Source organism: Mesorhizobium sp. M1338, from assembly GCF_040318045.1.
Taxonomy (GTDB): domain Bacteria; phylum Pseudomonadota; class Alphaproteobacteria; order Rhizobiales; family Rhizobiaceae; genus Mesorhizobium.
Genome location: NZ_JAMYLL010000050.1, coordinates 15,137 through 38,627 on the forward strand (window position 1 = coordinate 15,137; position 23,491 = coordinate 38,627).

28 protein-coding genes and 1 tRNA gene are annotated in these 23,491 nt (G+C 64.5%); 5 read left to right on the forward strand and 24 right to left on the reverse strand.

Annotated elements, in window-relative coordinates; genetic code table 11:
* Positions 1-266: 266 nt before the first annotated feature.
* From NKH19_RS27975 to NKH19_RS27990, 4 genes are all read right to left on the reverse strand, one after another.
* A complete protein-coding gene (locus tag NKH19_RS27975; protein ID WP_352970532.1) occupies positions 267-2,309 on the reverse strand; it encodes a hydantoinase/oxoprolinase N-terminal domain-containing protein in 2,043 nt (680 codons plus the stop codon).
* Positions 2,310-2,520: 211 nt separating this feature from the next.
* Entirely contained in the window at positions 2,521-3,147 is a 627-nt protein-coding gene (locus NKH19_RS27980; protein ID WP_352870295.1) for a CDGSH iron-sulfur domain-containing protein, read from the reverse strand.
* Between the two features lie 163 nt (positions 3,148-3,310).
* Positions 3,311-3,682, reverse strand: a complete 372-nt coding sequence (locus NKH19_RS27985) for a hypothetical protein (RefSeq protein ID WP_352870296.1) — start codon at positions 3,680-3,682, stop codon at positions 3,311-3,313.
* 124 nt (positions 3,683-3,806) lie between these two features.
* A complete protein-coding gene (locus NKH19_RS27990) occupies positions 3,807-4,160 on the reverse strand; it encodes a hypothetical protein (protein WP_352870297.1) in 354 nt (117 codons plus the stop codon).
* A gap of 172 nt (positions 4,161-4,332) precedes the next feature.
* On the opposite strand from NKH19_RS27990, the gene NKH19_RS27995 reads away from it, so the two are divergent.
* Together NKH19_RS27995 and NKH19_RS28000 are read left to right on the forward strand one after the other, a co-directional pair.
* Positions 4,333-4,509, forward strand: coding sequence for a hypothetical protein (locus tag NKH19_RS27995; protein ID WP_352983267.1), 177 nt, complete (start codon positions 4,333-4,335; stop codon positions 4,507-4,509).
* A gap of 73 nt (positions 4,510-4,582) precedes the next feature.
* Complete coding sequence (locus NKH19_RS28000) at positions 4,583-4,963, forward strand: YkvA family protein (protein ID WP_352870298.1); 381 nt, start codon at positions 4,583-4,585, stop codon at positions 4,961-4,963.
* A 69-nt stretch (positions 4,964-5,032) separates the two neighbouring features.
* Here NKH19_RS28000 and NKH19_RS28005 read toward each other — a convergent pair whose 3' ends face one another.
* Positions 5,033-5,575, reverse strand: a complete 543-nt coding sequence (locus NKH19_RS28005; RefSeq protein ID WP_352870299.1) for a phosphatase PAP2 family protein — start codon at positions 5,573-5,575, stop codon at positions 5,033-5,035.
* Between the two features lie 46 nt (positions 5,576-5,621).
* Here NKH19_RS28005 and NKH19_RS28010 point away from each other — a divergent pair, with 46 nt between their 5' ends.
* Entirely contained in the window at positions 5,622-6,095 is a 474-nt protein-coding gene (locus NKH19_RS28010; RefSeq protein ID WP_352983269.1) for a DUF2127 domain-containing protein, read from the forward strand.
* 34 nt (positions 6,096-6,129) lie between these two features.
* Here the strand turns inward: NKH19_RS28010 and NKH19_RS28015 are convergent, their stop codons facing one another.
* The 11 genes from NKH19_RS28015 to NKH19_RS28065 form a co-directional block, all read right to left on the reverse strand.
* Positions 6,130-6,438, reverse strand: coding sequence for a UBP-type zinc finger domain-containing protein (locus NKH19_RS28015; RefSeq protein ID WP_352870301.1), 309 nt, complete (start codon positions 6,436-6,438; stop codon positions 6,130-6,132).
* Between the two features lie 86 nt (positions 6,439-6,524).
* A complete protein-coding gene (locus NKH19_RS28020) occupies positions 6,525-8,210 on the reverse strand; it encodes an FAD-dependent oxidoreductase (RefSeq protein ID WP_352870302.1) in 1,686 nt (561 codons plus the stop codon).
* Between the two features lie 148 nt (positions 8,211-8,358).
* Positions 8,359-8,443: transfer RNA gene (locus tag NKH19_RS28025), tRNA-Leu, on the reverse strand.
* Between the two features lie 85 nt (positions 8,444-8,528).
* Complete coding sequence (locus tag NKH19_RS28030) at positions 8,529-9,149, reverse strand: 2,3-bisphosphoglycerate-dependent phosphoglycerate mutase (RefSeq protein WP_023762619.1); 621 nt, start codon at positions 9,147-9,149, stop codon at positions 8,529-8,531.
* Positions 9,150-9,197: 48 nt separating this feature from the next.
* Entirely contained in the window at positions 9,198-10,040 is an 843-nt protein-coding gene (gene dapB, locus NKH19_RS28035; RefSeq protein WP_352870303.1) for a 4-hydroxy-tetrahydrodipicolinate reductase, read from the reverse strand.
* Positions 10,037-11,908 (reverse strand): ABC transporter ATP-binding protein, encoded by a 1,872-nt coding sequence (locus NKH19_RS28040; RefSeq protein WP_352870304.1) that lies wholly within the window; start codon positions 11,906-11,908, stop codon positions 10,037-10,039. The genes dapB and NKH19_RS28040 overlap by 4 nt, the downstream gene beginning before the upstream one ends.
* Positions 11,909-11,986: 78 nt before the next feature.
* Positions 11,987-13,027 carry a glucokinase gene (locus NKH19_RS28045; protein ID WP_352870305.1) on the reverse strand — a complete coding sequence of 347 codons (1,041 nt, stop codon included), beginning with the start codon at positions 13,025-13,027 and terminating at the stop codon, positions 11,987-11,989.
* A 195-nt stretch (positions 13,028-13,222) separates the two neighbouring features.
* Positions 13,223-14,311, reverse strand: a complete 1,089-nt coding sequence (mepA, locus tag NKH19_RS28050) for a penicillin-insensitive murein endopeptidase (RefSeq protein WP_352870306.1) — start codon at positions 14,309-14,311, stop codon at positions 13,223-13,225.
* 65 nt (positions 14,312-14,376) lie between these two features.
* Positions 14,377-15,276: an SDR family oxidoreductase gene (locus tag NKH19_RS28055; protein ID WP_352870307.1), complete on the reverse strand. Its 900-nt coding sequence runs from the start codon at positions 15,274-15,276 to the stop codon at positions 14,377-14,379.
* On the reverse strand, positions 15,273-16,427 hold the full coding sequence (queG, locus tag NKH19_RS28060; RefSeq protein ID WP_352870308.1) for a tRNA epoxyqueuosine(34) reductase QueG: 1,155 nt from the start codon (positions 16,425-16,427) through the stop codon (positions 15,273-15,275). Before queG ends, NKH19_RS28055 begins: the two co-directional genes overlap by 4 nt.
* On the reverse strand, positions 16,408-17,100 hold the full coding sequence (locus NKH19_RS28065) for a glutathione S-transferase family protein (RefSeq protein WP_352870309.1): 693 nt from the start codon (positions 17,098-17,100) through the stop codon (positions 16,408-16,410). Before NKH19_RS28065 ends, queG begins: the two co-directional genes overlap by 20 nt.
* A 160-nt stretch (positions 17,101-17,260) precedes the next feature.
* On the opposite strand from NKH19_RS28065, the gene NKH19_RS28070 reads away from it, so the two are divergent.
* Positions 17,261-18,067: an undecaprenyl-diphosphate phosphatase gene (locus tag NKH19_RS28070; protein ID WP_352870310.1), complete on the forward strand. Its 807-nt coding sequence runs from the start codon at positions 17,261-17,263 to the stop codon at positions 18,065-18,067.
* 8 nt (positions 18,068-18,075) lie between these two features.
* Here the strand turns inward: NKH19_RS28070 and NKH19_RS28075 are convergent, their stop codons facing one another.
* Positions 18,076-18,453 carry a YraN family protein gene (locus NKH19_RS28075; RefSeq protein WP_352870311.1) on the reverse strand — a complete coding sequence of 126 codons (378 nt, stop codon included), beginning with the start codon at positions 18,451-18,453 and terminating at the stop codon, positions 18,076-18,078.
* Positions 18,446-19,360, reverse strand: coding sequence for a 16S rRNA (cytidine(1402)-2'-O)-methyltransferase (gene rsmI, locus NKH19_RS28080; protein WP_352870312.1), 915 nt, complete (start codon positions 19,358-19,360; stop codon positions 18,446-18,448). The genes NKH19_RS28075 and rsmI overlap by 8 nt, the downstream gene beginning before the upstream one ends.
* A 149-nt stretch (positions 19,361-19,509) precedes the next feature.
* Between rsmI and NKH19_RS28085 the strand changes: the two genes are divergently transcribed.
* A complete protein-coding gene (locus tag NKH19_RS28085) occupies positions 19,510-19,689 on the forward strand; it encodes a hypothetical protein (protein WP_352870313.1) in 180 nt (59 codons plus the stop codon).
* A gap of 73 nt (positions 19,690-19,762) precedes the next feature.
* Here the strand turns inward: NKH19_RS28085 and NKH19_RS28090 are convergent, their stop codons facing one another.
* The 6 genes from NKH19_RS28090 to NKH19_RS28115 all read right to left on the reverse strand — a co-directional run bounded on the left by NKH19_RS28090 (position 19,763) and on the right by NKH19_RS28115 (position 23,365).
* Positions 19,763-20,200: an EamA family transporter gene (locus tag NKH19_RS28090; RefSeq protein WP_352983272.1), complete on the reverse strand. Its 438-nt coding sequence runs from the start codon at positions 20,198-20,200 to the stop codon at positions 19,763-19,765.
* Positions 20,200-20,679 (reverse strand): hypothetical protein, encoded by a 480-nt coding sequence (locus NKH19_RS28095; protein WP_352870315.1) that lies wholly within the window; start codon positions 20,677-20,679, stop codon positions 20,200-20,202. Before NKH19_RS28095 ends, NKH19_RS28090 begins: the two co-directional genes overlap by 1 nt.
* Complete coding sequence (locus tag NKH19_RS28100) at positions 20,658-20,984, reverse strand: hypothetical protein (RefSeq protein ID WP_352870316.1); 327 nt, start codon at positions 20,982-20,984, stop codon at positions 20,658-20,660. The genes NKH19_RS28095 and NKH19_RS28100 overlap by 22 nt, the downstream gene beginning before the upstream one ends.
* 163 nt (positions 20,985-21,147) lie before the next feature.
* On the reverse strand, positions 21,148-22,311 hold the full coding sequence (gene hemW, locus NKH19_RS28105) for a radical SAM family heme chaperone HemW (protein WP_352870317.1): 1,164 nt from the start codon (positions 22,309-22,311) through the stop codon (positions 21,148-21,150).
* On the reverse strand, positions 22,308-22,955 hold the full coding sequence (rdgB, locus tag NKH19_RS28110) for an RdgB/HAM1 family non-canonical purine NTP pyrophosphatase (RefSeq protein WP_352870318.1): 648 nt from the start codon (positions 22,953-22,955) through the stop codon (positions 22,308-22,310). Before rdgB ends, hemW begins: the two co-directional genes overlap by 4 nt.
* On the reverse strand, positions 22,955-23,365 hold the full coding sequence (locus NKH19_RS28115) for a VOC family protein (protein WP_352870319.1): 411 nt from the start codon (positions 23,363-23,365) through the stop codon (positions 22,955-22,957). Before NKH19_RS28115 ends, rdgB begins: the two co-directional genes overlap by 1 nt.
* Positions 23,366-23,491 lie beyond the last annotated feature (126 nt).

Here is a 23,491-nt window from a genome sequence, read left to right on the forward strand (position 1 = left end):
CTCCAGATGAAAGGCTTTGCGGGCCTTTGGCATGTCAGGGTGGCAGGGTCAATTCAGCTTAGGGTGAAGGTGGCGTATTTAAGCGGCCGGCGCAGCTGCCAATCTCTCCGGTCGAGGGCCCATCGAGGGGAGATGGCCGGCAGGCCAGAGGGGGTCGCCGCGCGTGGAGCGCCAACCTCGTCTCTGGCTGAAGATCGCGCCCGGTCGGACCGACCCCCTCTGTCGCCTTCGGCGACATCTCCCCCTCGAGGGAGGAGATGTCGCGCTCACACCGCAATCCTTGGCCGTCCAGACGCCACCGCCACCACATGCGCCTCGATGAACATGCGCTGGGCTTCGACGGTCGAGACGCGGAATTCGGTTGCGACGTCGATTTCGGCGCTGTCGGTGCCGGCTTCCTTCGCGCGCTCCGCGACGATGGCGCGGACATCGGCCTCGGCCGCCGCGATCGCCGCCGCCTCGTCGAGGAAATCGCGCACGGTTTCACCCGAGGCGAGACGAAACAGCCCTTCCTTGGGCTGGCTGACCCGCGCCTCGGCCGACACCCTGACCTGACCGACGACGGCGCCGAGCGCATTGGCGACATCGGTATCTTCCGGCACCACGCACTCATTGCCGATCAAGGGCGGTAGCCCCGCATAGTGCAGCGGCGCCGAGGCGCCGAGGCCGATGACCGGGCGGTCGAGCGCGACGCTCAGGCGAGCGATGCCGGGATGCGCGTCGACGGCGCGCTGCACCAGCGCGTGCGCCACCGTCGACGCCCCGTCGAGCCCGTCCTCGGCAAAGGCGGTTTCGAGAATATATTCGGCCGACCAGCGCGTCAGCGTCACCAGCACGCGCTCCGAGATCGCTTCCGGCGAAGCGGCGATCGGCTGGCCACGGCCGTCGCGCTTGCGCGCGAACAGCTCGGCGCCGAGGCGAGCCGCGACCGGATCCCAGTTCGCCTGCTTGCCCAGCACATGGGCGGCGTCCGACGGCGTGAAGCCGGCGATATGCACCAGCCCGCGCGACACCAGCCGGTTCAGCGTCGCGTTCTGCGCGTTCGAGGTCAAAAGCCTGTCGATGGCGACCGGCGTGGCACCGATCATCTCGTAGAGCCGGGCTTCGGCGCCGGTCAGTCCCGCGGCGAGCCGGTCCGGCACGCCGGTGCGCACCGCGAAGCGGCCGTCCATGCGGCCGGGATTGGGCGCCCGCAGCTGACGTTCGAGTTCCAATGTGACGGCATTGCCATGCGCCATGCCGGCCAGCGCCAGCGGCACCAGGCGGCGCGGTCCGAGCAGTATTTTCGGGTTGAGCGCGCCATCCTCCAGCGTCACTTCGGAATCGCCGCCGAGGCCGAAGGTGCGCATGGCGACGGCCTCGACCATGGTGCGGAAGCCGCCGACGGTGGCGCCTTCCGGATCGAGCCGCGGCCGGCCGCCGTCGAGCACGGCGACGTCGGTGGTGGTGCCGCCGATGTCGGACACCATGGCATTGTCGAGCCCGGTCATGTGGCGGGCGCCGACCAGGCTGGCGGCCGGGCCGGAGAGGATGGTCTCGATCGGCCGCTGGCGGGCGAACGCCGCCGAAACCAGCGCGCCGTCGCCACGCACCACCATCAGCGGTGCCGCGATGTTGCGCTGCTCGAGGAAGCCTTCGGTCGCCGCCACCAGCCGGTCGATCATCGAGATCAGCCTGGCGTTGAGCAGCGTGGTCAGCGCCCGGCGAGGGCCGCCGAGCTTGGCAGACAGTTCGTGGCTTGATGTGACCGGCAGGCCGGTCTTTTCGCGGATCAGCTCGCGGGCGGCGATCTCGTGCGCCGGATTGCGGGTGGCGAAATAGGCGCAGACGGCAAAGCCGGACACAGAGGCGCCGAGTTCCGGCAGCGCCATTTCCAGCCCGGACAGATCGAGCTTGGCGGCATTGCCGTGCACGTCGTGGCCGCCCGGGCAAAAAACCACCGGGTCGGTGCCGAGTGCGGCTTTCAGTCCGTCGCGGGCGAGGTCTCCCTCGGAAAAGCCGATCATCACCAGCGCGACGCGGCCGCCCTGGCCCTCGACCAATGCGTTGGTGGCTAGCGTCGTCGACATCGAAACCAGCTTGATGGCGGCGGGATCGGTGCCGGCCTTCAGCAGCACCGCGTCGACGGCGCCGGAAATTCCGACGGCCAGATCATGCCGTGTGGTCAGCGCCTTGGCCTTGGCCAGCACCTTGCCCTTGTTGGGCCCCTCTTGCTTGCCTTCCGTCTCGGACCACAGCACGGCATCGGTATAGGTGCCGCCGGTGTCGATCCCGAGGAACAGCGGCCTTGGCTTGGTCTTGGTGATCATCTTTTGCGGCGGTCCGGCTGGCGAATTTATGTGCCCCTGCCCTTAGCCGATACGGAGCGGGCAATAAAGCCGCGAGCGCTGGGCCACCAGGCGTGGTTGTTGTCGGGAACAAGCAAGGTCAGCGGGACAGCACCCCCCTCTGTCCGGCAGGACAGAGGGGGGTGTGAAGGATCGCCGCCCTGGCGGGTAAGCCAAAACGACTACCCGCTGGCTACCCGACAAACCCCACCTTCTTGTGCGTTCCATCGCAAAACGGCTTGTTGGCGGAATGGCCACAGCGGCAGAGGAAGGTGCGTCGGGTACGATCGACCGTGTGGCCGGTGCCGGTGACGATCTCGACATTGCCTTCGAGCTTGAGCGGGCCGTTGGTGGTCGGCGTCACCGTCAGCGGGCCGTTCCTCGCCTCGAGCGCCGGCGTGTCCTTCAGCGGCGGTTCGCCGGTGGCGGCAAAACCTGATTTGTTGTGGCTGCCGTCGCAGAACGGCTTGTTTTCGGACGCGCCGCAGCGGCACAGCGTGGCGCGGTAAAACGTTTCGCCGTCGAGCACGATCTCGGCGTGCACGGCCAGCGGTCCGTTTTCCCGCAACCGAACGGTGTTGACCACCGGCGGCTGCTCCTGCGGCCCACCATCCTTCCTGATGTAAGTGATGGCGCCCGAGGGGCAGCTTTCGGCGATGGCGACGATCTTCTCGACGCTTGCCGCCTCGGGATGAATCCACTGGCCCGGAGCGTTGGGCACGAAGACATGCGGATCGCCGAGCACACAGTTTCGCGAATGGATGCAGCGCCTGCCGGAAAACCCGACGTCGATCTTGTCGCCTTCGACCATACCGGCCATTGCCGTGCTCCTTCTGCCTGAAGCGCGTCGCGTCAACCGGCGCGGCGCTCTGGGTATTCGTGCAGGCTCTCTTTTGACGCAATTCCGGACGGAAAGCCGCTCCACACTTTTCCTGGAATTGGTCTATGGGTTCGGCAAGAGGACCGTCAAGCTGGCAACCCGGTCAGGGGACCAGATTGATCTCCTCGGTTTCGCCGCCGTTGCAGGTATAGCAGCAATCCTCGCATTTTTCCTTGTTGCCGGGGCCGACACCCCAATAGGTCCCCTCGTCGCCATCGACCCAGGCGCCGTAGCAGATCGATTCGCCGGCGTTGCAGGATATCGGCAGCTGCTTGGTCTCGCCGTCGTCGAGGTAGAAATCCTTGTCCTCACCCGGCCAGACATAGTCACGGTCCTGGCTGTAGAGCTCGACGCGCATGGCGTTGGGATGGCTGTTCTTGATGGCAAAGGTGACATCGTCGGCATGTGCCGCCGGCGCGAACACCATGACGAGAGAAAGCGCGACCAGCGTGCGGCGCGCATAGGTATAAAACATGGTAACCCCCTGAAGTAGCGGCCCATCCGGCCGCGGAGCAACCATCGCATGCCGCATTGAATCGCTAAAGGGATGATTGCAACAATTCCCGAACTGATTTTGGGGATATCGGCGTGCGTCTCCCCTATGGCACCAGGTCGATCGTCTCGGTCGAGTGCTCCACGCAGATAAAGCAGCAGGTGTCGCAGGGCTGGTCATTGTCCGGTCCGACGCCGGCGGAAATGCTGTCGTTGCCATCGACCCAGGCGCCGTAGCAGATGTGCTCGCCCTGATTGCACGACAGCGGCACGGATTTCTGCGAGCCGGGATCGATCAGGAACACCTTGTCGTTGCCCGGCCAGACCGTTTCGCGTTCGCGGCTGAAGAGCTCGACCGCAACCGCTTCCTTGCGCAGGTTCTTGATGAAGAAGGCCATGTCGGCGGCCTGCGCCGAGGTGGTGAAGACCAAAGCCGCAAGTGCTGTCGTACGAAAGAGCATCGCGGTCTCGATCTCCCGAATCATCCCGGCAGAATCGCATGCCTGCCCCGAACTAGGAAGGCGCGGGTCACCGAGAACTCCGCCTCAATTCCGCCCATTAACAAAGTCGTAAGGAGTTGCTTAACCGTTCGCGGCTATGTCCCGCTCCGGGGGGTCTGACAAAGTGAGTATGATGAGCGACAGCCCCGACAAGCGCAATGAATGGCGCGCGATTTTTTATGTGCAAGCCCGCGTTGCCATCCTGTTTGTCCCGGTCGTTGCCAGCCTGCTGATCATCGCGGCACTTGCCGGCAACGAACGCAAATCCGTTCCAGATATTGACCGGACCGTCACGGGCTCCGTGCGATAAAACGGCCCGATAGCCGGCAGTGACCGGTTGATCGAGCTATCAGCGCATTGTCGTTTAGCGCTAAGGTCATCCAATGGCTGCGTCATTGAACCAGTGGGCGCGAACGATCAAGCGCGACGTGCATGCGCTCTACCTTGCCGCGCGTGATCCCCGAACGCCGTGGTACGCCAAGGCGCTTGCCGTGTGTGTCGCAGGTTACGCCTTGTCTCCAATCGACCTGATCCCCGATTTCATCCCGGTGATTGGCTACCTCGACGACGCGATCCTGGTCCCCTTGGGTATCCTTGCGGTCGTCAAGATGATACCGCCCGAGGTGATGGCGGAACACCGGGAGGCCGCCGCCCTTGCCGCTGACAGGCCGGTGAGCCGTATCGCGGCGGTGATCATCGCTTGCATCTGGGTCGCTTCGGCCTCGCTGGCGGGATGGCTGGGGTATCGATACTTCGCTGGCTGATTCTGAAGTCGCGTTCCGGTGTGGAACAGCTCGATTGCGTTCCCGAACGCGCCTTCGAGCAGCGCCGAGCTAAAGAATTTTGGTCACCAAATTGTCGAGCCGGGAGTTCTCGCGGAAAGCCAGTCGCACCACGATGGCACCCAGGACGCCAGTCATGGCCCCACCGATAACGTCGGTCAGGTAATGCGTCCCGATGTAGATTCTCGACCAGCAGATCAGGAATGCCATGATGAGAAGCGCAATCGTCCGGCGCGGGAGACCTTGCATCGCAAAAGCCGCAACAATCGTGACGGTGGCTGTCGCATGATCGGAAGGAAATGACCAGTCGGCGCTGGGCGCGATCAACAGATGCGTTACGCCAGCATCATAGGGCCGTATCCGATGGACGAACAGAAGAATGAACTGGTTGACCGCAAGACCGAGCAGGAACGCCAGACCGGCCGACACGGCCGTGTGACGAACATGGTAACGGTCAACCTTCGCCCACCATTGCAGGACCACAGCCACCACCATGAGGGGAACGCCGATTTGTGAGACGCCGATCATTGCTTTATCAAGAAAAGGGCTGATCCCGGCCTCGGCGTTTATCCAGTGCGTTAATGCTGCATCCATTTGGCGTCAGTTCCGTAGTTGATCGTGAGGTGGATTTTTGAAACCCGTGGATGAACACCGCATCCATCAGATTTTCGAAGTCGGCGTATGGCTCAAGGGCGCGCATGCCCTGATCGAATGCATCGGCGGGGTCCTGCTTTATATTGTCACCACCGATGCCATTGCCTCCTGGGTCAATGCTTTCACCGCAGAGGAGTTGATCGAGGATCCGAACGATTTCATAGCTGGCTATCTGTCGCAGATGGCAAGCCATTTTTCGATCGCCAGCAAGGAGTTTTATGCCTTCTACCTGCTCAGCCACGGCCTGATAAAGCTGGCCTTGGTTGCCGGGCTCTTGAGAGGCAAGCTCTGGTCGTACCCGGCATCGCTCGCGGCATTGGGCTTATTCATGGTCTATCAAGTCTACCGCTACTCATACACCCATTCGGCCGGCCTGCTCGTCCTGACCGTCTTCGATGCGGTCGTCATGGTGCTGATCTGGCACGAGTGGAAGGTCGTGCGACGACATAAGCCAGCGTGACAGCTGAACTACCGGCCACGTCCCTGGCGCTGCCTCAATAAAAGCGCGGGATTGGGCCGTTCTGTGGCGTGGTTCGATCGCCGAGGTCGAGAAAGACCTCGTCGATGTAGCACCATCCCCAGCCTTCCGGCGGGTCGTAGCCCTCGATGATCGGATGGCGTGTCGCGTGGAAATGCTTGGTGGCGTGGCGGTTGGGCGAGTCGTCGCAGCAGCCGACATGGCCGCAGGTGCGGCAGAGCCGCAGGTGCACCCATTCCGACCCGCTCTTCAGGCATTCCTCGCAGCCGAGCGCGCTCGGCGTTACGTCCCTGATCTCCGCCGCGTGTCTGCATTCATCCGCCATCACACTCTCCCGATCCGTTCAGGCTCGAACTATTCCTTTTGCGCAATTCCCGGGACAAGGCGCCATGCGCTTCCCCGGGAAAGCCGCTACACCCTTTTCCTGGAATTGCTCTCGGCGGCGTGACTGCCGTCTTGCGCAAGATATGCATGCAAGGCCGCGACCACCTGGGCGCCTTCGCCGACGGCCGCCGCGACGCGTTTGACCGAGCCGGCGCGAACGTCGCCGATGGCGAACACACCGCTGCGGCTCGTCTCCATTTGCGCCGATCCCAAATCCGATCCTGTGCGGACGAACCCCTTGGCGTCCAGCGCCACGTTGCAGTTCGCCAGCCAGTCCGTGTTCGGGTCGGCGCCGATGAACAGGAAGAGATGGCGGATCGGGCGCATCGTCTCCTCGCCGCTGGCGCGGTTGCGCCAGCGCACCGTGCTAAGATTGCCCTCCTCGCCTTCCAGGGCTTCGACCTCGGTCCCGGTCAGCACCTCGATGTTCGGCTGCGCCCTGATGCGCTCGACCAGATAGCGTGACATGCTGGCATCGAGGCTGTCGCCGCGCGCCAGCAGTGCCACTTTCCGCGCATGGCTGGCCAGGTAGACCGCCGCCTGTCCGGCCGAATTGCCGGCGCCGACCAGCGCTACTTCCTGCCCCGCGCAAAGCCGGCCTTCGATGGGCGACGCCCAATAATGCACGCACGTTCCCTCGAACCGAGCCAGATTGGCGACATCGAGGCGGCGATAGCGCGCCCCGCTGGCTATCACCACGCTGCGCGTGCGCACGGTTTCGCCGTCGCCGACGTCAAGCCTGTAGCGGGCGCCGTCGGTGGCGGCACTCAATAGCTTCACCTCGTCCGGAATCACCATTTCGACGCCGAATTTCTGCGCCTGGTTGTAGGCGCGCGCCATCAGCGCCATGCCAGAAATGCCGGTGGGGAAACCGAGATAGTTCTCGATGCGCGAGGAGGCACCGGCCTGTCCACCGAAGGCACGGCAATCGAGCACGATCGTCGACAGCCCTTCTGACGCCGCATAGACCGCGGCCGCCAGCCCCGCCGGACCGGCGCCGACAATGGCGACGTCGTATAATTTGTCGGCATCGATCGGCCGCAGCAGGCCGATGCAGCGGGCGAGGTCCTTTTCGCCGGGATTGAGCAGCAGCCTGCCGTTCGGGCACAGAACGATCGGCAGATGGTGAGGGTCGACCTCGAAGCGCTCGACCAGGGTTCTGGCGCAAGGATCGCTGTCGGAATCCAGCACCCGGTGCGGCTGGCCGCTGCGGGCCAGGAAGCCCTGCAGCCGCAAGACGTCGGCATTGGCGACAGGTCCGATGATGATCGGCCCACTGGTGGCGCTTTCCAAAAGCCCGACACGGCGCAGGATCAGCGCCCGCATGATGCGCTCACCGAGATTGGCTTCCTGCACCATCAGATCGCGCAGCCTCTGCGAGGGGATGACGAACGCCTCCACCGGTTCGGCGGCCTCGGCATTGACCAGCGACGGACGCGCCGAAAGCTGGGCCAGCTCGCCGACAAAGCTGCCCGGGCCATGCGTGACGATCGTCTCGCGCCGGCCAAGCCCGCCATCCTGGGTGATGTCCACCTTACCGGAAAGGACCACGATCAGGCCGGGCGCCACATCGCCGGCTTTAATGATGGGTTCGCCGGCGGCATAGGTGCTGGCCTCGCCGAATCGGCGCATGCGATCGATATCGGCCCCGGCCAGCGTCGGGAAGGCCTGGTCACGCCGGGCGCCGAAGATCGGGTTGATGGTTTGCGACATGGCTTCGAGCGTATCGAAGCGGCCGCAGAGTTTGAAGCGGTTTGTTAGGGGACTGGTCGGAAGGGGAGGTTGGCGGCAAAGAAAAAGCCCGGACGAACCGGGCTTTTCTCCGAGTTTCTGAACCGTCGAATGGTTCGAAACGGGAATTTGGTGCCCAGAAGAGGACTCGAACCTCCACTCCTTGCGGAACACGGACCTGAACCGTGCGCGTCTACCAATTCCGCCATCTGGGCTGGTGCGGGCTCATGTAAGCGGGCAAGCGATGTGTGTCAACGCGCTTTTTTCAAAGCCGTTTGCTGCTTGCCGGCTCAAGGACCGTCAGCCCTCCAGCACTTCCTTCGAAGCCACGGTCGAATCGGCGTTGAGCTGGTAGATGACCGGCACGCCGGTGCCGAGTTCCAGCTTGACGATCTCCTCCCCCGACTTGCCGTCCAGCGCCATGATCAGGGCGCGCAGCGAGTTGCCGTGGGCGGCGACCAGCACCGTGCCGCCGCGCAGCACATGCGGCTGCAGATCGTGCAGGTAGTAGGGCCAGACGCGGGCGCCGGTGTCCTTCAGGCTTTCGCCGGCGGGCGGCGCCACGTCATAGGAACGGCGCCAGACATGCACCTGCTCCTCGCCCCACTTCTTGCGGGCGTCGTCCTTGTTGAGGCCGGAAAGATCGCCATAATCGCGCTCGTTCAATGCCTGGTCGCGGATGGTTTTCAGATCGCTTTGGCCGACCGCGTCGAGAACGTGCTGGCAGGTTTTTTGCGCCCGGATCAGCGCCGAGGTGAAGGCGATGTCGAACTTCAGGCCGCGCGCCTTGAGTTTCTGGCCGGCGGCCTTGGCCTCGGCATGGCCCTGCTCGGTCAGGTCGACATCGCGCCAGCCGGTGAACAGGTTCTTCAGGTTCCATTCGCTCTGGCCGTGGCGCACGAGCACGAGGGTTCTCGACATATTTTCTCCCTTCAAGTTGGCAGATTGGCAAGTTGGCGGATTGGCCGCTCAGCTGAGGCCGAGCACGTCCCGCATCGAATACAGTCCCGGTTTGCGGCCACGCGCCCACAGGGCGGCCTTGACGGCGCCGCGGGCGAAGATGGCGCGGTCCTCGGCATGGTGAGCCAGCGTGATGCGCTCGCCGGTGCCGGCCAGCAGCACGCTGTGATCGCCGACCACCGAGCCGCCGCGCAGCGTGGCAAAGCCGATCGAGCCCTTCTTGCGCACGCCGGTATGCCCGTCGCGGACGCGCACATCATTGCCGGCCAACGCGATGCCACGCCCGGCGGCAGCGGCCTCGCCAAGCAGAAGTGCGGTGCCCGACGGCGCGTCGACCTTGTGCTTGTGGTGCATTTCAAGGATCTCGATGTCGAAATCGTCTGCATCGAGCGCGCGCGCCGCCTGTTCGACCAGCACCGCCAGAAGATTGACGCCAAGGCTCATATTGCCCGACTTGACGATCGTCGCATGACGCGCCGCCGCGGCGATCTTGGCGTTGTCGTCGGCCGTGCATCCGGTTGTGCCGATGACATGGACGATATGCGCCTGCGCCGCGTAGCCGGCGAACTCGACTGATGAGGCCGGGGTGGTGAAATCGAGCACGCCATCGGCCTTGGCGAAGACCGGCAGCGGGTCGTCGCTGATCGCCACATCGATGCGGCCGACGCCGGCGAGTTCGCCTGCGTCCTTGCCCAGATGGGGCGAATCCGCACGCTCGACCGCGCCGATGACGCGAGCACCGGGGATGGTGTGGATGGCACGGATCAGCGTCTGGCCCATGCGGCCGGCAGCGCCGACCACCACCAGGCCCATATCGGTTGCGATGCTGTCGGTTGCGGACGTCTCGCTCATCTCGTGCTCCCGGCGATGCTTTGCGTCTGGATGTTGCGAATTGGGCCTTGGGCCGAAGTCTGGATCGGAGCGCTGTCGTCGACAAGCCCCAGGCCCTTGACGCCCTGGATGCGGTGGAAACGCGCATAGACGCTGTGCGGATCGGCCATCAGCGAGGCATGCGTGCCCTCTTCGACCAGCCTGCCCTGTTCCATGACGATGATGTGGTCGGCGTTGACCACCGTCGACAGCCGGTGCGCGATGACGATGGTGGTGCGGCCTTCCATGACCTTTGTGAGCGCCTGCTGGACGCGGGCCTCGGCCTCGTTGTCGAGCGCCGATGTCGCCTCGTCGAGCAACAGGATCGGTGCCTGCCGCACGATGGCGCGCGCAATCGACACGCGCTGGCGCTGGCCGCCCGACAGCGTCACGCCATTTTCGCCGACCGGCGTGTCATAGCCCTGCGGCTGCTGGCGGATGAAATCGTCGGCCGCGGCCTGCCTTGCGGCCTGCTCGATCTCGGCATCGGTGGCGCTCAGCCGGCCGTAGCGGATGTTGTCGCGGATGGTGCCTTCGAACAGATAGGGCTGCTGCGAGACATAGGCGATGGAGCCGCGCAGCGACTGCTTGGTGACCTTCGAGATGTCCTGGCCGTCGATCTCGATTCTGCCCGCCTCGACGTCATAGAAACGCTGCAGCAGCGCCACCAGCGTCGTTTTGCCGGCGCCCGAGGCGCCGACGATGGCCGTCACCTTGCCGGCGGCGGCGACGAAGCTCAGATCGTGCAGGACCGGCGCCTCCTCGACATAGCGGAAGGAGACCTTGTCGAAGCGCACTTCGCCGGAGGTGAACTTCGCCTCGGCGGCGCCAGCAGCGTCACTTTGCTGCGGCTCGATGTCGAGAAGCTCGTAGATCATGCGCGCATTGACCAGCGCGCGTTCCATGCCGACCTGCATGCGCGCCAGCCGGCGGGCCGGATCATAGGCGAGCGTCAGCGCCGTGATGAAGGAAAACACCGCGCCCGGCGGCTGGCCGAGAACGGTGGCCCGATAACCGGAATAGGCGATGACGCTGGCGAAAGCGATGCCGGCCAGCAGCTCGGAAACCGGCGTCAGCCGCTCGGAGACGCGGGCGATCTTGTTCGAGCGCTGTTCCGCATCCTCGGCAAGCTTGCTGATCCTGCGCGACAGCTCGTCTTCCATGGTGAAGGCCTTGACGATGGCGATGCCTTGTGTGGCCTCCTGCATGGCGCCGATCAGCCGCGAGTTGATCTGCACCGATTCGCGCGTGATGCGGCGCACCCGGCGCATCAGGTAGGTGACGGTCCAGATCAGCGGCGGCCCGATCAGCAGCGAGCTCAGCGAAAGTATCGGATCCTGGTAGATCATGACGCCGACCAGGCCGATCAGCGAGACGGCGTCGCGCGCCGTCGAGGTCACCGTCATCGACAACAGGTCGCGAATGCCGTTGACGTTCTCGTTGACCTGCGCGGCCAGCCGCCCGGACCTTGTGTCGTTGAAGAAGGAGACGCCGAGCTTCATCAGATGGTTGAAGATGCGCTGCTGGTAGCGCGCCACCAGATTGTTGCCGATCCTGGCCATCGTCACCGCCTGGCCGTAGCCGGCAAGGCCGCGCAGGATGAAAGCGCCGAGCAGTGCCGCGCAGATCCATGGGATCAGGTCGCCGCGCCGTTCATAGAATATCTGGTTCACGACAGGGCTCATGATCCAGGCTGCAAGCGCCGTCGTCGCCGACACGGTCAGCAGGCAGAGGATCGTGAAGATGTACGCGCCGCGATATTCGCGGCCGTTTTCCTGGAGGATGCGGCGGATGACCGCCACGATCTCGCCCGCGCGGGGTTTCGACAGGTTGGGGGGCTGAAATGTCAAATCGGAGCGCTTCGTAGGTTTCCGCTTCCCGCGGCCGGGCAATTCGGCACCCCTCTTAACGCCAAGGAGCCGGCTTGCCTATGCCTTGGGGTGACTAACTTCGTCGCGCCAGCGCCGGCCCTCTGTCTGGACGCCGAACAGCGAGGGGTTCCTGGCGTAGGCGGCAAGGCCCAGGAGTGCGGCCAGCGGGTGGGTGATGACATAGACCGGCATGGTCCGCATCAGCGCGCTGTGCGGCGCCTTGTCCTCGAAGGCGGCGCGGAAATTGCCGGCTTTCAGCGCCGGCACGATCTTTTGCGCGATGCCGCCGGTGAGGAACACGCCGCCACGGCTCATGAACACCAGAGCGAGGTCGCCGGCGGTGCGCCCGAGGCAGGTGACGAAGGTCTCCAGCGCTTCCTCCGCGACCGGATCGGTTTTCGCCAGTGCGGCGGCAGTGACCTCGGCCGGCGTGGTGAAGGGCGACGGCTTGCCATCCGCCTTGGCCACCGCCCGGTAGACATTGACCAGACCGCGTCCGCACAGGATCTGCTCGCCCGAAATGCGACCCTCGAGCTTCTCGATATGCGGGAAAACCTCGAAATCGCGGGCCGAGCGCGGGCCGATGTCCATATGGCCGCCCTCGCCGGGCACTGGAATCCAGTGGCGCAGCGCATGGACCAGCCCGGCGACGCCGAGCCCGGTTCCCGGACCGAGCACGACGCGACCGGCATTGGGCTCCGGCGTGCCGCCGCCGATCTTTTCCATGTGCTCCTCGCCGAGCGCGACGACGGCCAGCGCCTGCGCTTCGAAATCGTTGAGCACGACGATGTCGCTCAAGCCCAGATTGGCGAACATTTTTCGCGGCTTGACGATCCACGGGCAATTGGTGAGCTCGATCTCGTCGCCGTCGACTGGGCCGGCCACAGCCAGCACCGCCGAATTGGGACGCACCGACGAGCGGTCGAGTACGGCCGCCTGGATCGCCTCGTCGATGGTGTTGTAATTCGCCGTCTGGACGATGGTCGGCTCGCCGGCCTCGGAATTGGCGTCGAGCACGATCGAAAAGCGCGCATTGGTGCCGCCAATGTCGCCGATCAGGATCGGAAACCGCAACAAAGTATCGTCGTCACCTGCCATGCTTTTGTCCGTCTCGTTCCTGGCAGCCTCTCACCGCCTCGTCGTTGACTAGCGCATGACCTTGCAAAGGGAAAGCCGCTTCGGCGTCGGGCCAGGGCTTACCCGTCCAGCGTTGGCGCTGCCCCTCACCTGCCTGCCAGCTTCGGCAAACAATTTGTCTCCAGCACAAGTTGGAGCTCGAGCGCGCCCTGACGGTCAGTTTCCAGGCGGCCGTGGCCGCGGCAGCGGGATGCCGATCTCGGGGGTCGCGGTGAAGGCGTTCAGCGAGCTTGGTAATCCGGCCGCGGCCGGGGTGGCGGGCAGCGACGGCGCTTCGGGTTCGGACGCGGCCACCGCAACCGGCACGGCGCCGCCATGGTAGGTCGCGGCCTCGGCGGAGGCCGGCCCCGGCGCGTCGAGCACGGCGCGGCATTCCTGGGGCAGGTTTGCCATCGTCATCAGGTCGCGTGCCTTCGGCGCATCCGGGTTCTTGTTGGGGCGCCATGGCTCCTCGGTAAACCACCAGGCCAGCGGCTTGCCGCAGCCATCATCGTCCGGCGTCGCTTCCTGCGCCTTGCAGCCGGGCGAACCCGGCTGGCAGCCGAGGCGCATGTGGAAATGATAGTCGTGACCCCAGAACGGCCTGATCTTGCGCAGCCATGAGCGGTCGCCCTTGACGGTGTCGCAGAGCTTTTTCTTGATGCCCGGGTTGACCAGGATGCGCTCGACTTGGCTGTAGCTCGCCGCCCGCTTCAGAAACCTTGTATGCGCGGGCGTCCACAGCGCGTCCTTCACCAGATGGGTCTTCTCGTCGACCATCAAGGTGGCGCTCATCGATTCGCGCTGCGCCATCGACAGCGGATGGCTGGGCATCGGCGTCAGCCAGATGTCGGCGTCGAGCCCTATCTGGTGCGAGGCATGCCCGGTCATCATCGGGCCGCCGCGCGGCTGCGAAATGTCGCCGATCAGCAAGCCGGGCCAACCATCGACCGCTGCGTCGCGCGACAATTTCTCGATCACCGCGATCATCGCCGGATGGCCCCAGCGGCGGTTGCGTGACGGCCGCATCAGCTCCCAGGTAGGACCGTCCATGGGAATGGCGACGCCGCCGGCGAAGCAGCCCTTGGAATAGAAGCCTATCGACTGCGCGGCGGCCGCCGCCGGCAGCTTCTTGGCGCCGAACAGGTCTTTTGCCCGTTCCTCGGCCGCTGCCGGCTGCGACGCGAGCCCGAGCACTGCAAACAGGCCTAGCGCGGCTGCCAGCAGTGGTTTTTTGCTTAGAAATGGCCGCATCGCTGTTTTCATGAAACCGGTTTCCCACCGCAATCCCGAGGTCGAATCATAGCACGCCGCGCCCGCGGCTTCGACCGTTAGCGCTTCATCGGGCTGCGCGGCTCGCCGTCACGCCAGTCGCCGCTTGCCCACATGTGGTCGAAGGCGGCGCGGTAGTCCGGAAAGCGAAAGCGATAGCCCGCCGCCTTGATCGCCGTGTTGGCGACACGCTTGTTCTCGCCATAGAAGGACTGCGCCATGGGCGAAAGTTGGGCAGCGTCGAAGGGAATTTCGGGCGGCGGCTCGATGCCCATCAGCGAAGCGGCATAGGCGACGACATCCTGCGGCGGTGCCGGCAGATCGTCCGTGACATTGAAGACGCCGCCTGTGCTGCCACCGATCAGCTGCCACAGCGCACCGGCAATGTCGTCGCAATGGATGCGATTGAACACCTGGTCCGGCTTGACCAGCCGCCTTGCGGTGCCGTTTTCCAGATTGACCAGGGCGTTGCGGCCCGGCCCGTAAATGCCGGACAGGCGCAGGATCGCCACCGGCCGGCCGATGTCCGTGCCCAATTGCAGCCAATCCTGCTCGGCCGCCACCCGCATCACCGAGCGCTTCGACACCGGCCGGCATTCGGCCGTTTCATCGACCCACGCGCCGTCGTAGTTGCCATAAACCCCGACCGTGGAGAGATAGCCAATCCATTCGAGCGCCGGCATTTGAGCGATTGCCTCTCGCGCGGCATTCAGGACGGGATCGCCGGCCTCTTCCGGAGCGACCGAGATCACCAGATGCGTTGTTTTTTCCAGCGCATCCGCGACTTCGTCGGTCAGCACACCATCGAACAGCAGCGGTGCGATGCCGGCCTGGCGCAGCGCCTCGAACTTTTCCGGCGACCGCGTCGTGCCGAATATGTTGGCGGCCCCCTTGTTGGCGCGGGCAAAAGCCTTGCCGGAATAGCCGGCGCCGACGATGAAGACCTGTTTCTCGCTCATACATGCGTCCTGGTTGGCCGCGCCAGACGCCATTCGTCGCGTACGGCTTCGTCGTTTTCGGCTTTCAGGCCGGCAGCGGCCCGTTCGGAATATTCGGCGTATGGCACCAGCCGCGCCAGCGCCCATATTGCCGCGCCCCGCACCAGCGGCGAGGCATCGTCCAGCAACGCACGCACGCTGACCGCAAGCGCGGTGTCGCCGGAATTGCCGGCGGCGATCAGCACGTTGCGGACGAAACGATCGCGGCCGATGCGTTTTATCGGTGAACCGGAGAAGAAGACGCGGAACGCCGCGTCATCCAATCGCAACAGGTCGGCGAGCGGTGGCTCGCGCAATTCGTCGCGCGCGGCAAGCTTGGCCTCCGAGGCCGCCCGGGCGAACTTGTTCCACGGGCAGACGGCCAGGCAATCATCGCAGCCATAGATGCGGTTGCCGATCTTCTCGCGGAATTCATGCGGGATCGGGCCTTTGTTCTCGATGGTGAGATAGGAGATGCAGCGCCGCGCATCGAGCCGGTAGGGCGCTGGGAACGCATCGGTCGGGCACACGTCGAGGCAGGCGCGGCAGGAGCCGCAATGATCGATCTCCGCCCGGTCGGGCACCAGTTCGGCGGTGGTGAAGATGGTGCCGAGGAACAGCCAGGAGCCGTGTTCGCGGCTGACCAGGTTGGTGTGCTTGCCTTGCCAGCCGAGACCTGCCGCTTCCGCCAGCGGTTTTTCCATCACGGGTGCGGTGTCGACGAACACCTTCACGTCGCCGCCGGCACGGGCGACGATCTTGCCGGCGATTTCCTTCAGCCGGCCCTTCATCACGTCGTGATAGTCGCGGTTATGCGCATAGACCGAGATCGCGCCGCGGTCGCGCTTGGCCAGCATGCCGCGCGGATCACGGTCGGGGCCGTAATTCATCGCCAGCACGATGATCGAGCGCACCTGCGGCCACAGCACCGTCGGTTCGCCGCGGCGTTGCAGCGTCTCGGCGATCCAGTCCATCGAGCCGTGAAAGCCGTCGGCGACGAACTCGGCCAGCCGCGCCGGCGCCAGCGGGATCGCATCGGGGGTGGTGACGGCGACGGCATCGAAGCCGGCGCGACGCGCCTCCGCGTCGATCAGCGCGCGGAGTTTCGCGGCGTCAGAAGTCGAGGTCCGCATAATGCGACACCGGCGACAGGCCGCGCACGCGGTCGGTCAAAAGCGGCCGGAAGGAAGGCCGCGACTTCACCCGCGTGTACCATTCGCGCGCGGCTGGGTGTTCGCGCCAGTCGATCTCGCCGAGATAATCGAGCACCGACAGCGTCGCGGCGGCGGCCAGATCGGCATAGGTAACCCTAGGGCCGGCCAGCCAATGGCGGGTGCCGGCCAGCCAGTTGGTGTATTTCATGTGCTGGCGGATGTTGGCGCGCGCGGCACGGATCGCGCCCGAATCGGGCGAGCCGCCGCCTGCGGTCTCCGGCATCACCGGCTTCAGCACCCGTTCGCGCACCAGATGGCGGGTGACTTCGCTTTCGGCCTTGTTGAGGTACCAGTCGATCAGCCGGCGGATTTCGGCGCGCTGCATCGGATCCTCGGCGAACAGCCGCTTGTCGCGCTTCAAGACGCCGCGTGTTTCATCGAGATATTCCGAGATCACCGTCGCGCCGACGATCGGCACGTCGCCTTCGGCCAGCAGGATCGGCAGTGTCCCGGCCGGGTTCAGCGCCAGGAACTCCTTGCGCCGTGTCCACGGCTTTTCCTCGATCAGGGCCAGCTCCTCGCCATATTCGCCGAAAGCGAGACGGACGAAGCGACAGGTGGCGAACATGGGATGGTGGAAAAGCGTCAGCATGGTTCCGCGATGATAAAGCGCACTGGCGAATCGCAGGGCGCACCGGTAAGTCTTGGCCGCCCGGTTAGCGGGCCGTCAGGGTGTTGCGACCTATAGGGGGACTTGCACGCCATGACAAGCAAGCCGTTCTGTCAGCCGTCACGCCAATTCCGAGGTAGCCATGGAAAGCCAGCCAATCGTCGAAGCCCTGCTGCTCGGCCTGCTGGAGGGGCTGACTGAGTTCATCCCCGTCTCATCCACCGGCCATATCCTGCTCGCCGGCCATTTCCTCGGCTTCCACTCGACCGGCAAGGCCTTCGAGATCCTGATCCAGCTCGGCGCCATACTGGCGATCCTCAGCGTCTATTTCCGCCGGCTGTGGCAAATGCTGGTCGACCTGCCGCGTGACCGGCTGACACGTCATTTCGCCATCGGCATCCTCATCGCTTTCCTGCCGGCGGCGATCATCGGCGCGCTGGCGCATGATTTCATCAAGACGGTGCTGTTCGAATCGCCACGGATGATCTGTATCATGCTGATCATCGGCGGCTTCGTGCTACTGGCGGTGGACCGCATGAACCTCAAGCCGGTCTATCGCGACGTCGAGCGATTCCCGACCCGGCTTTACCTGCAGATCGGGCTTTTCCAGTGCCTGTCGCTCGTTCCCGGCACGTCACGCTCGGGTTCGACAATCGTCGGCGCGCTGCTGCTGGGCGTCGACAAGCGGGCGGCGGCGGAGTTCTCCTTCTTCCTCGCCATCCCGACGATGGTCGGCGCCTTCGCCTTCGACCTGTTCAAGAACCGCAACGTGCTGAGCAGCGCCGACCTGCCAATCATCGCCGTCGGCTTCGTCGCCGCCTTCGTCACCGCGCTGATCGTCGTGCGCTTCCTGCTCGATTACGTCTCGCGCAACGGCTATTCGCTGTTCGGCTGGTGGCGGCTGGTGGTGGGTGGTGTGGGTTTGGTTGGCTTGATGATCTGGGGGTGAGCTTACCCTCAACTCCGCCCATAAAACGCATTCTCGACATGCACCGGCCAGCGCCAGGGCAGCACCGCGACCATGTCGAAGCGCATCGACAGTCGGCCGTAGTCCGTCTGGCGCGACAGCCAGATATCGGCGGCACCCTCGATGCGGCGCTCCGATTCATGGCCGATCGCCTCCATGGCTTCCATCAGCGTGCGGCGGGCCTTGACCTCGACGAACAGCACGAGATCGCCGCGCCGCGCGATCAGGTCGATCTCGCCGAAGCGCGTGCGATGGCGGCGCGCGAGGATCCGGTAGCCCTTCAGCATCAGCGCCGCCGCCGCCAGCCATTCGCCGCGATGGCCGCGCCGATAGGCTTTTTGGCGGCTGGCGCTCGGCCGCTCAGCCAACGTCGCTTTCTCCAGCGGCATCCCTGAGCTCAAGCAGCCGCCGATAGAGCGCCTGTTTCTGGCCGCCTGTCATTTTCGCGGCTTCCGCCGCCGCCTTGGAGGCCGGCATCTCGGCGGCGAGCGACAGCAACAGCCGGTCGATATCGGCCGGTTCGTCGGCCTTGGCCTCGGCCGGACCGACGCAGACGACGATCTCGCCCTTGGGCGTATCGGCCGCCGCATAGTGGTCGGCCAGCGCCTGCAGGGTGCCGGTGCGCATCTCCTCGAAGGTCTTGGTCAATTCACGGCCGATCGCGGCCTTGCGCTCGCCGCCGAGCGCTTCGACCATGGCGCCGAGGGATTCTGCCAGCCGGCGCGGCGATTCGAAGAAGATCAGCGTCGCCGGCACTGCCTTCAGTGCCCCCAGCCGCGTCAGCCGCTGCCCTGATTTGACCGGCAAAAAACCGGCGAACAGGAAGGCGTCCGACGGCAGGCCGGATGCCGTCAACGCCGCGAGCGGCGCCGATGGGCCGGGGATGGGCACGACGCGAATGCCGTGGTCGAGCGCCTCGCCGACCAGCCGGTAGCCCGGATCGGACACCAGCGGCGTGCCCGCGTCGGAAATCAGCGCCACGCTCTGTCCTGCCTGGAGCGCCGCGATCAGCTTCGGCCCGGCCTCGCCGGCATTGTGTTCGTGATAGGCCGTGGTGCGGCGGCGAATGGCGTAGCGGTCGAGCAGCACGCGCGACACCCGCGTGTCCTCGCAGGCGACGATGTCGGCGGCGGCCAGCGTCTCCAGCGCGCGCAGCGTGATGTCGGCGAGATTGCCGATCGGTGTTGCCACCAGATAGAGCGCCGGCTCGAGCGGCCGCGCCGCGATCTCGGTCTGACCGACCACATAGCTGCGCTTGCCCGTCTCGCCGGTCACTGATGCCTTCTCCATTCAGCCCTGTTTGGCACGGCCGGCGCCGGCTTGCAAAAGCTGACGTCGATGAAAGGAACTCGCCATTCCTTTGCCACAGTAGGGAACGAAACCGGCTACGGCAGATTTACCCTCTGATTCCCGAGGAGGACAGGATGGATAGCCTGAAGACGCAGGACGCTTTCGAACCCTATCATGCCGACCGCGACCGCGTGGCCGTACGCAAGGACAAGCGCCTGCCCGCCAAGACCGACGCCAGCCTAGCCAAGCAGGCCCGCTTGCCCACGAACGTCAGGCTTTCCGACACCAAGCCCGACAGCACGACGGAGCACTGACCAGACGATGCCCAATCGCTTCGACATTTTCATCACCCGTCTTGAAACGAAAAACGCCCGCAACGGCGAGCCGCTATCCCCGATAGGCGACCAGCACCGCGCCCGCCGCGATAAGGGCGACGCCAAGCCAGTTCGCGCCGGAGAGTCGCTCGCCGAGAAAGGCCGCGCCAAACACCGCCACAAGCACGACGCTTAGCTTGTCGATCGGCGCCACCTGCGCCGCATTGCCGATCTTCAGGGCACGGAAGTAGCAAAGCCAGGAGGCGCCGGTCGCTAGGCCGGACAGGCCGAGGAAAGCCCAAGTCTTTCCCGAGATCGTAGCCGGCGACTGGAATTGGCCGCTGGCCAGCAGGATCGCACCGAGCACGACCATGATGATGACCGTGCGGATGAAGGTGGCGAAATCGGAATTGATGTTTTCGATGCCGACCTTGGCGAAGATCGCCGTGAGCGCTGCGAACGCAGCCGACAGCAGAGCCCAGAATTGCCAGGAGGAAACGGTCAGGTTCATTAGGCAGCGAGAGCCCTAGCTTTCTTCAATGCCGTTCCGTCCGGCTTAGGTGCCTCCCTTGAGGCCTTAACGCCCGGAGCAATCTTGTAAATTACTCCTTCATCCACCTCAACACCGTCAAATGTGCTATTTGCGAATCGCATTAGATTACTCGCCACGGTAAAAGAATTCGATCTCCCGCCAGTAAGAATTGACAACAAAGATGCCTTATTTATGAAGTGGTTCGTGGTATTAGCCACCGTCACTTCGTCAAGAGAAATAGGTGAGTTAATTGCTAGCAGGATACGGTCGATAAATCTGTTTACGGTCGTCGGCCCGTGCGTTTCTACGTCGGGCGACGCGATATAGAGTTCCCATTTCGAGGAGTCGTGAAGCCGTAGCCACATAGCCGCTGCTATGGGCAGTCCCGCAGCCTCCAGCGCTTTGACCGCCGTCAACCCGGCTTCAATGTCGGATTCTACCAGTGTCGTCTTATCCATGCCAACACACCTGTTTTGCCACGGGTCACCGCCGTGACCATGTTAGTCGCTTCTGCTGAAGTCCAAAACTTATATCGCGAATCGACATCCCAAGCCTTCACTGTGTTCCAGTAAGCTCGAAAAGCGGCACTTGCTTGCTCCTCTGCTGCCAAAGCGGCGGCCAATTGCCCCAATTTCACCAACTCACCCAACTTGTGGCCGTTGTTATAGATCTGGTTCACAAAGTTTTTATCAGGCAGATCGTTGGCCCGAAATGCGGAAGCAATTTTCGCTTTCAGGGCGCATTCAACGGCAATTCCTGACATGCAGTATGCCGCGTCGTGTTCACTGCTGTTTAGAAGCACTCGCGCAGTTCGCGCAAATATCCTAGATTTTAGTCGCCATTCGTCCCTTGTCATTCCACACCCCCCAATGCGGAACGATACTGGAGATTCTCGTTGAAGGAAACTTGCGTTAACGGCAGATGATCTATCGCGCCAGGTCCGCCACCACGGCGTCGAGCACAATCATGCCGGCCGGCGTGGCGCGCAGCCGCGCATTGCCGATCGGCGCCACCAGCCCCTCGCCCTGCAGCATCGATAGCCGCGCGCTCGACAGGCCGCGTCCGGAGAACGCTTCGTAGCGGGAGAGGTCGATGCCCTCGGCCAGCCGCAGGCCCATCAGCAGGAACTCGTCGGCCTCTTCCGAACGCGTCAGGATCTCGCCGCCGGTGACGCCATGGCCCTTGGCTTCGACCAGATTGGCCCAGGTTTCCGGCATCCGTTCGGCGATCGTCACCGTGCGGCGGCCGTTCTCGACGAAGCGACCATGCGCGCCGGGGCCGACGCCGACATATTCGCCATAGCGCCAGTAGGTCAGGTTGTGCCGGCTTTCGGCGCCCGGCCTGGCGTGGTTGGAAATCTCGTAGGCCGGCAGGCCGTGCGCCGATGTGATGTCCTGCGTCAGCGCATAAAGGTCGGCGGCGTGGTCGTTGTCGGGGATGATGAATTTCTTCGCCGCATGCAGCGCGTGAAACGGCGTGCCTTCCTCGATGGTCAGTTGGTAGAGCGACAAATGGTCGGCGGCATGGCCGATCGCCTGTTCGAGTTCCGATGCCCAAGCTTCCGGCGTCTGGCCGGGCCGGGCATAGATCAGATCGAAGGACAGCCGCGGAAAGATCTCGCGCGCCAGGCCGATGGCATGAAGGGCTTCCTCGACATTGTGCAGCCGGCCGAGGAAGCGCAAATCCTTGTCGTTCAGCGCCTGCACCCCGAGCGAAACGCGGTTGACGCCGGCCGCCCGGTAGCCGCGAAAACGTTCGGCCTCGACCGAGGACGGATTGGCCTCCAGCGTCACCTCGATGCCGTCGGGAACGGTCCAGTTCCTAGCCACGGCGTCCAGAACCCTGGCCACCGTTTCCGGCTTCATCAGCGACGGCGTGCCGCCGCCGAGAAAAATACTGGTCACCACGCGCGGCCCGGTTCGTTCGCGCATCGTCGCCAGCTCGGCCTCGAAGGCGCTGGCAAAACGATCCTGGTCGACCGGCTGGTGGCGGACATGGCTGTTGAAATCGCAATAGGGGCATTTGGCCGCGCAGAACGGCCAATGAACATAGACGCCGAAGCCGGGCGCCCGGTCGAGCAGCATGCTCATGTCGAGCCCAATCTGGCCTTGGCGAATTTCTGGAAAGCGCGGGCGCGGTGCGACAGCGCCGTCGGCTGGCCGGGCTTCCAGCCATGTTTTTCCTCGGCGCTCATCTCGCCGAAGGTTTTTTCGAAGCCATCGGGCAAAAACACCGGATCGTAGCCGAAGCCGAGGTCGCCGCGCGGCGGCCAGACCAGCGTGCCTTCGGCCTCGCCGCGATAATATTCGGCCTCGCCGTCGGGGAACGCCAGGCAGATGACGGCGACAAAGCGGCCCTTGCGTCGTTCGGCCGAGGCGGCGCCGACTTCCTGCAGCGCCACTTCGGTGCGTTGCATGGCCATGCCGAAATCGCGCGAGCCGTCAGGGGTCTCGGCCCAATTGGCGGTGTAGACGCCGGGCGCGCCGTCGAGCGCGTCGACGCACAGGCCGGAATCGTCCGACAGCGCCGGCAGGCCGGTCGCCTTGGCGGCGGCCAGCGCCTTGATGTAGGCGTTTTCCTCGAAGGTGGTGCCGGTTTCGTCAGGCTCCGTCAGGCCATACTCCTTGGCCGACTTCGCTTCGAAGCCGAACGGCCCCATCAAATCGGCGAATTCGCGCAGCTTGCCTTCATTGTGGCTGGCGACGACGATCTTCTTTCCATCGAGAGAATGCATCAAAGGCCCCAGATTCGTGGCTCGGCGAATTCGATCGAATTGCCCGAGGGGTCGCGTATATAGATCGAACGACCGCCCTGCGGCCACTCAAATTCGCTTTCAATGGCGATCTTCTTTGCCTCGAGACGCGCTTTCCAGCGCACGATTTCGTCGGCGGTCGCCGCAAAGCAGAGATGGCCTTCGCCGACCGTGCCGTGCGGCGGCACCGGCAGCCTCGCGTCGGGCGCCGGCGGGATTTTGGTTGCCTCGGCGTTGAAGATGAGCAGCACGCCGGATCCGCAGCGGAAGAACAGGTGCCTGCCGTCGACCTTGCCGAGCACGGAGAGGCCGAGGACGCCGGTGTAGAAGGTTTCGGCGGCGGCAAGGTCGGCGACGTAGAGAGCCGATTCCAGGATAGCAGAGGGCGTCACGAGGCACCCCCCTCTGCCCTGCCGGGCATCTCCCCCGCAAGGGGCAGGGCTGTCCGGGGAAATCTATTCATATATGAAGGCCATCTGATTGAGGGAGGATCGGTCTCTTGGTCGGCTCGGATTGAC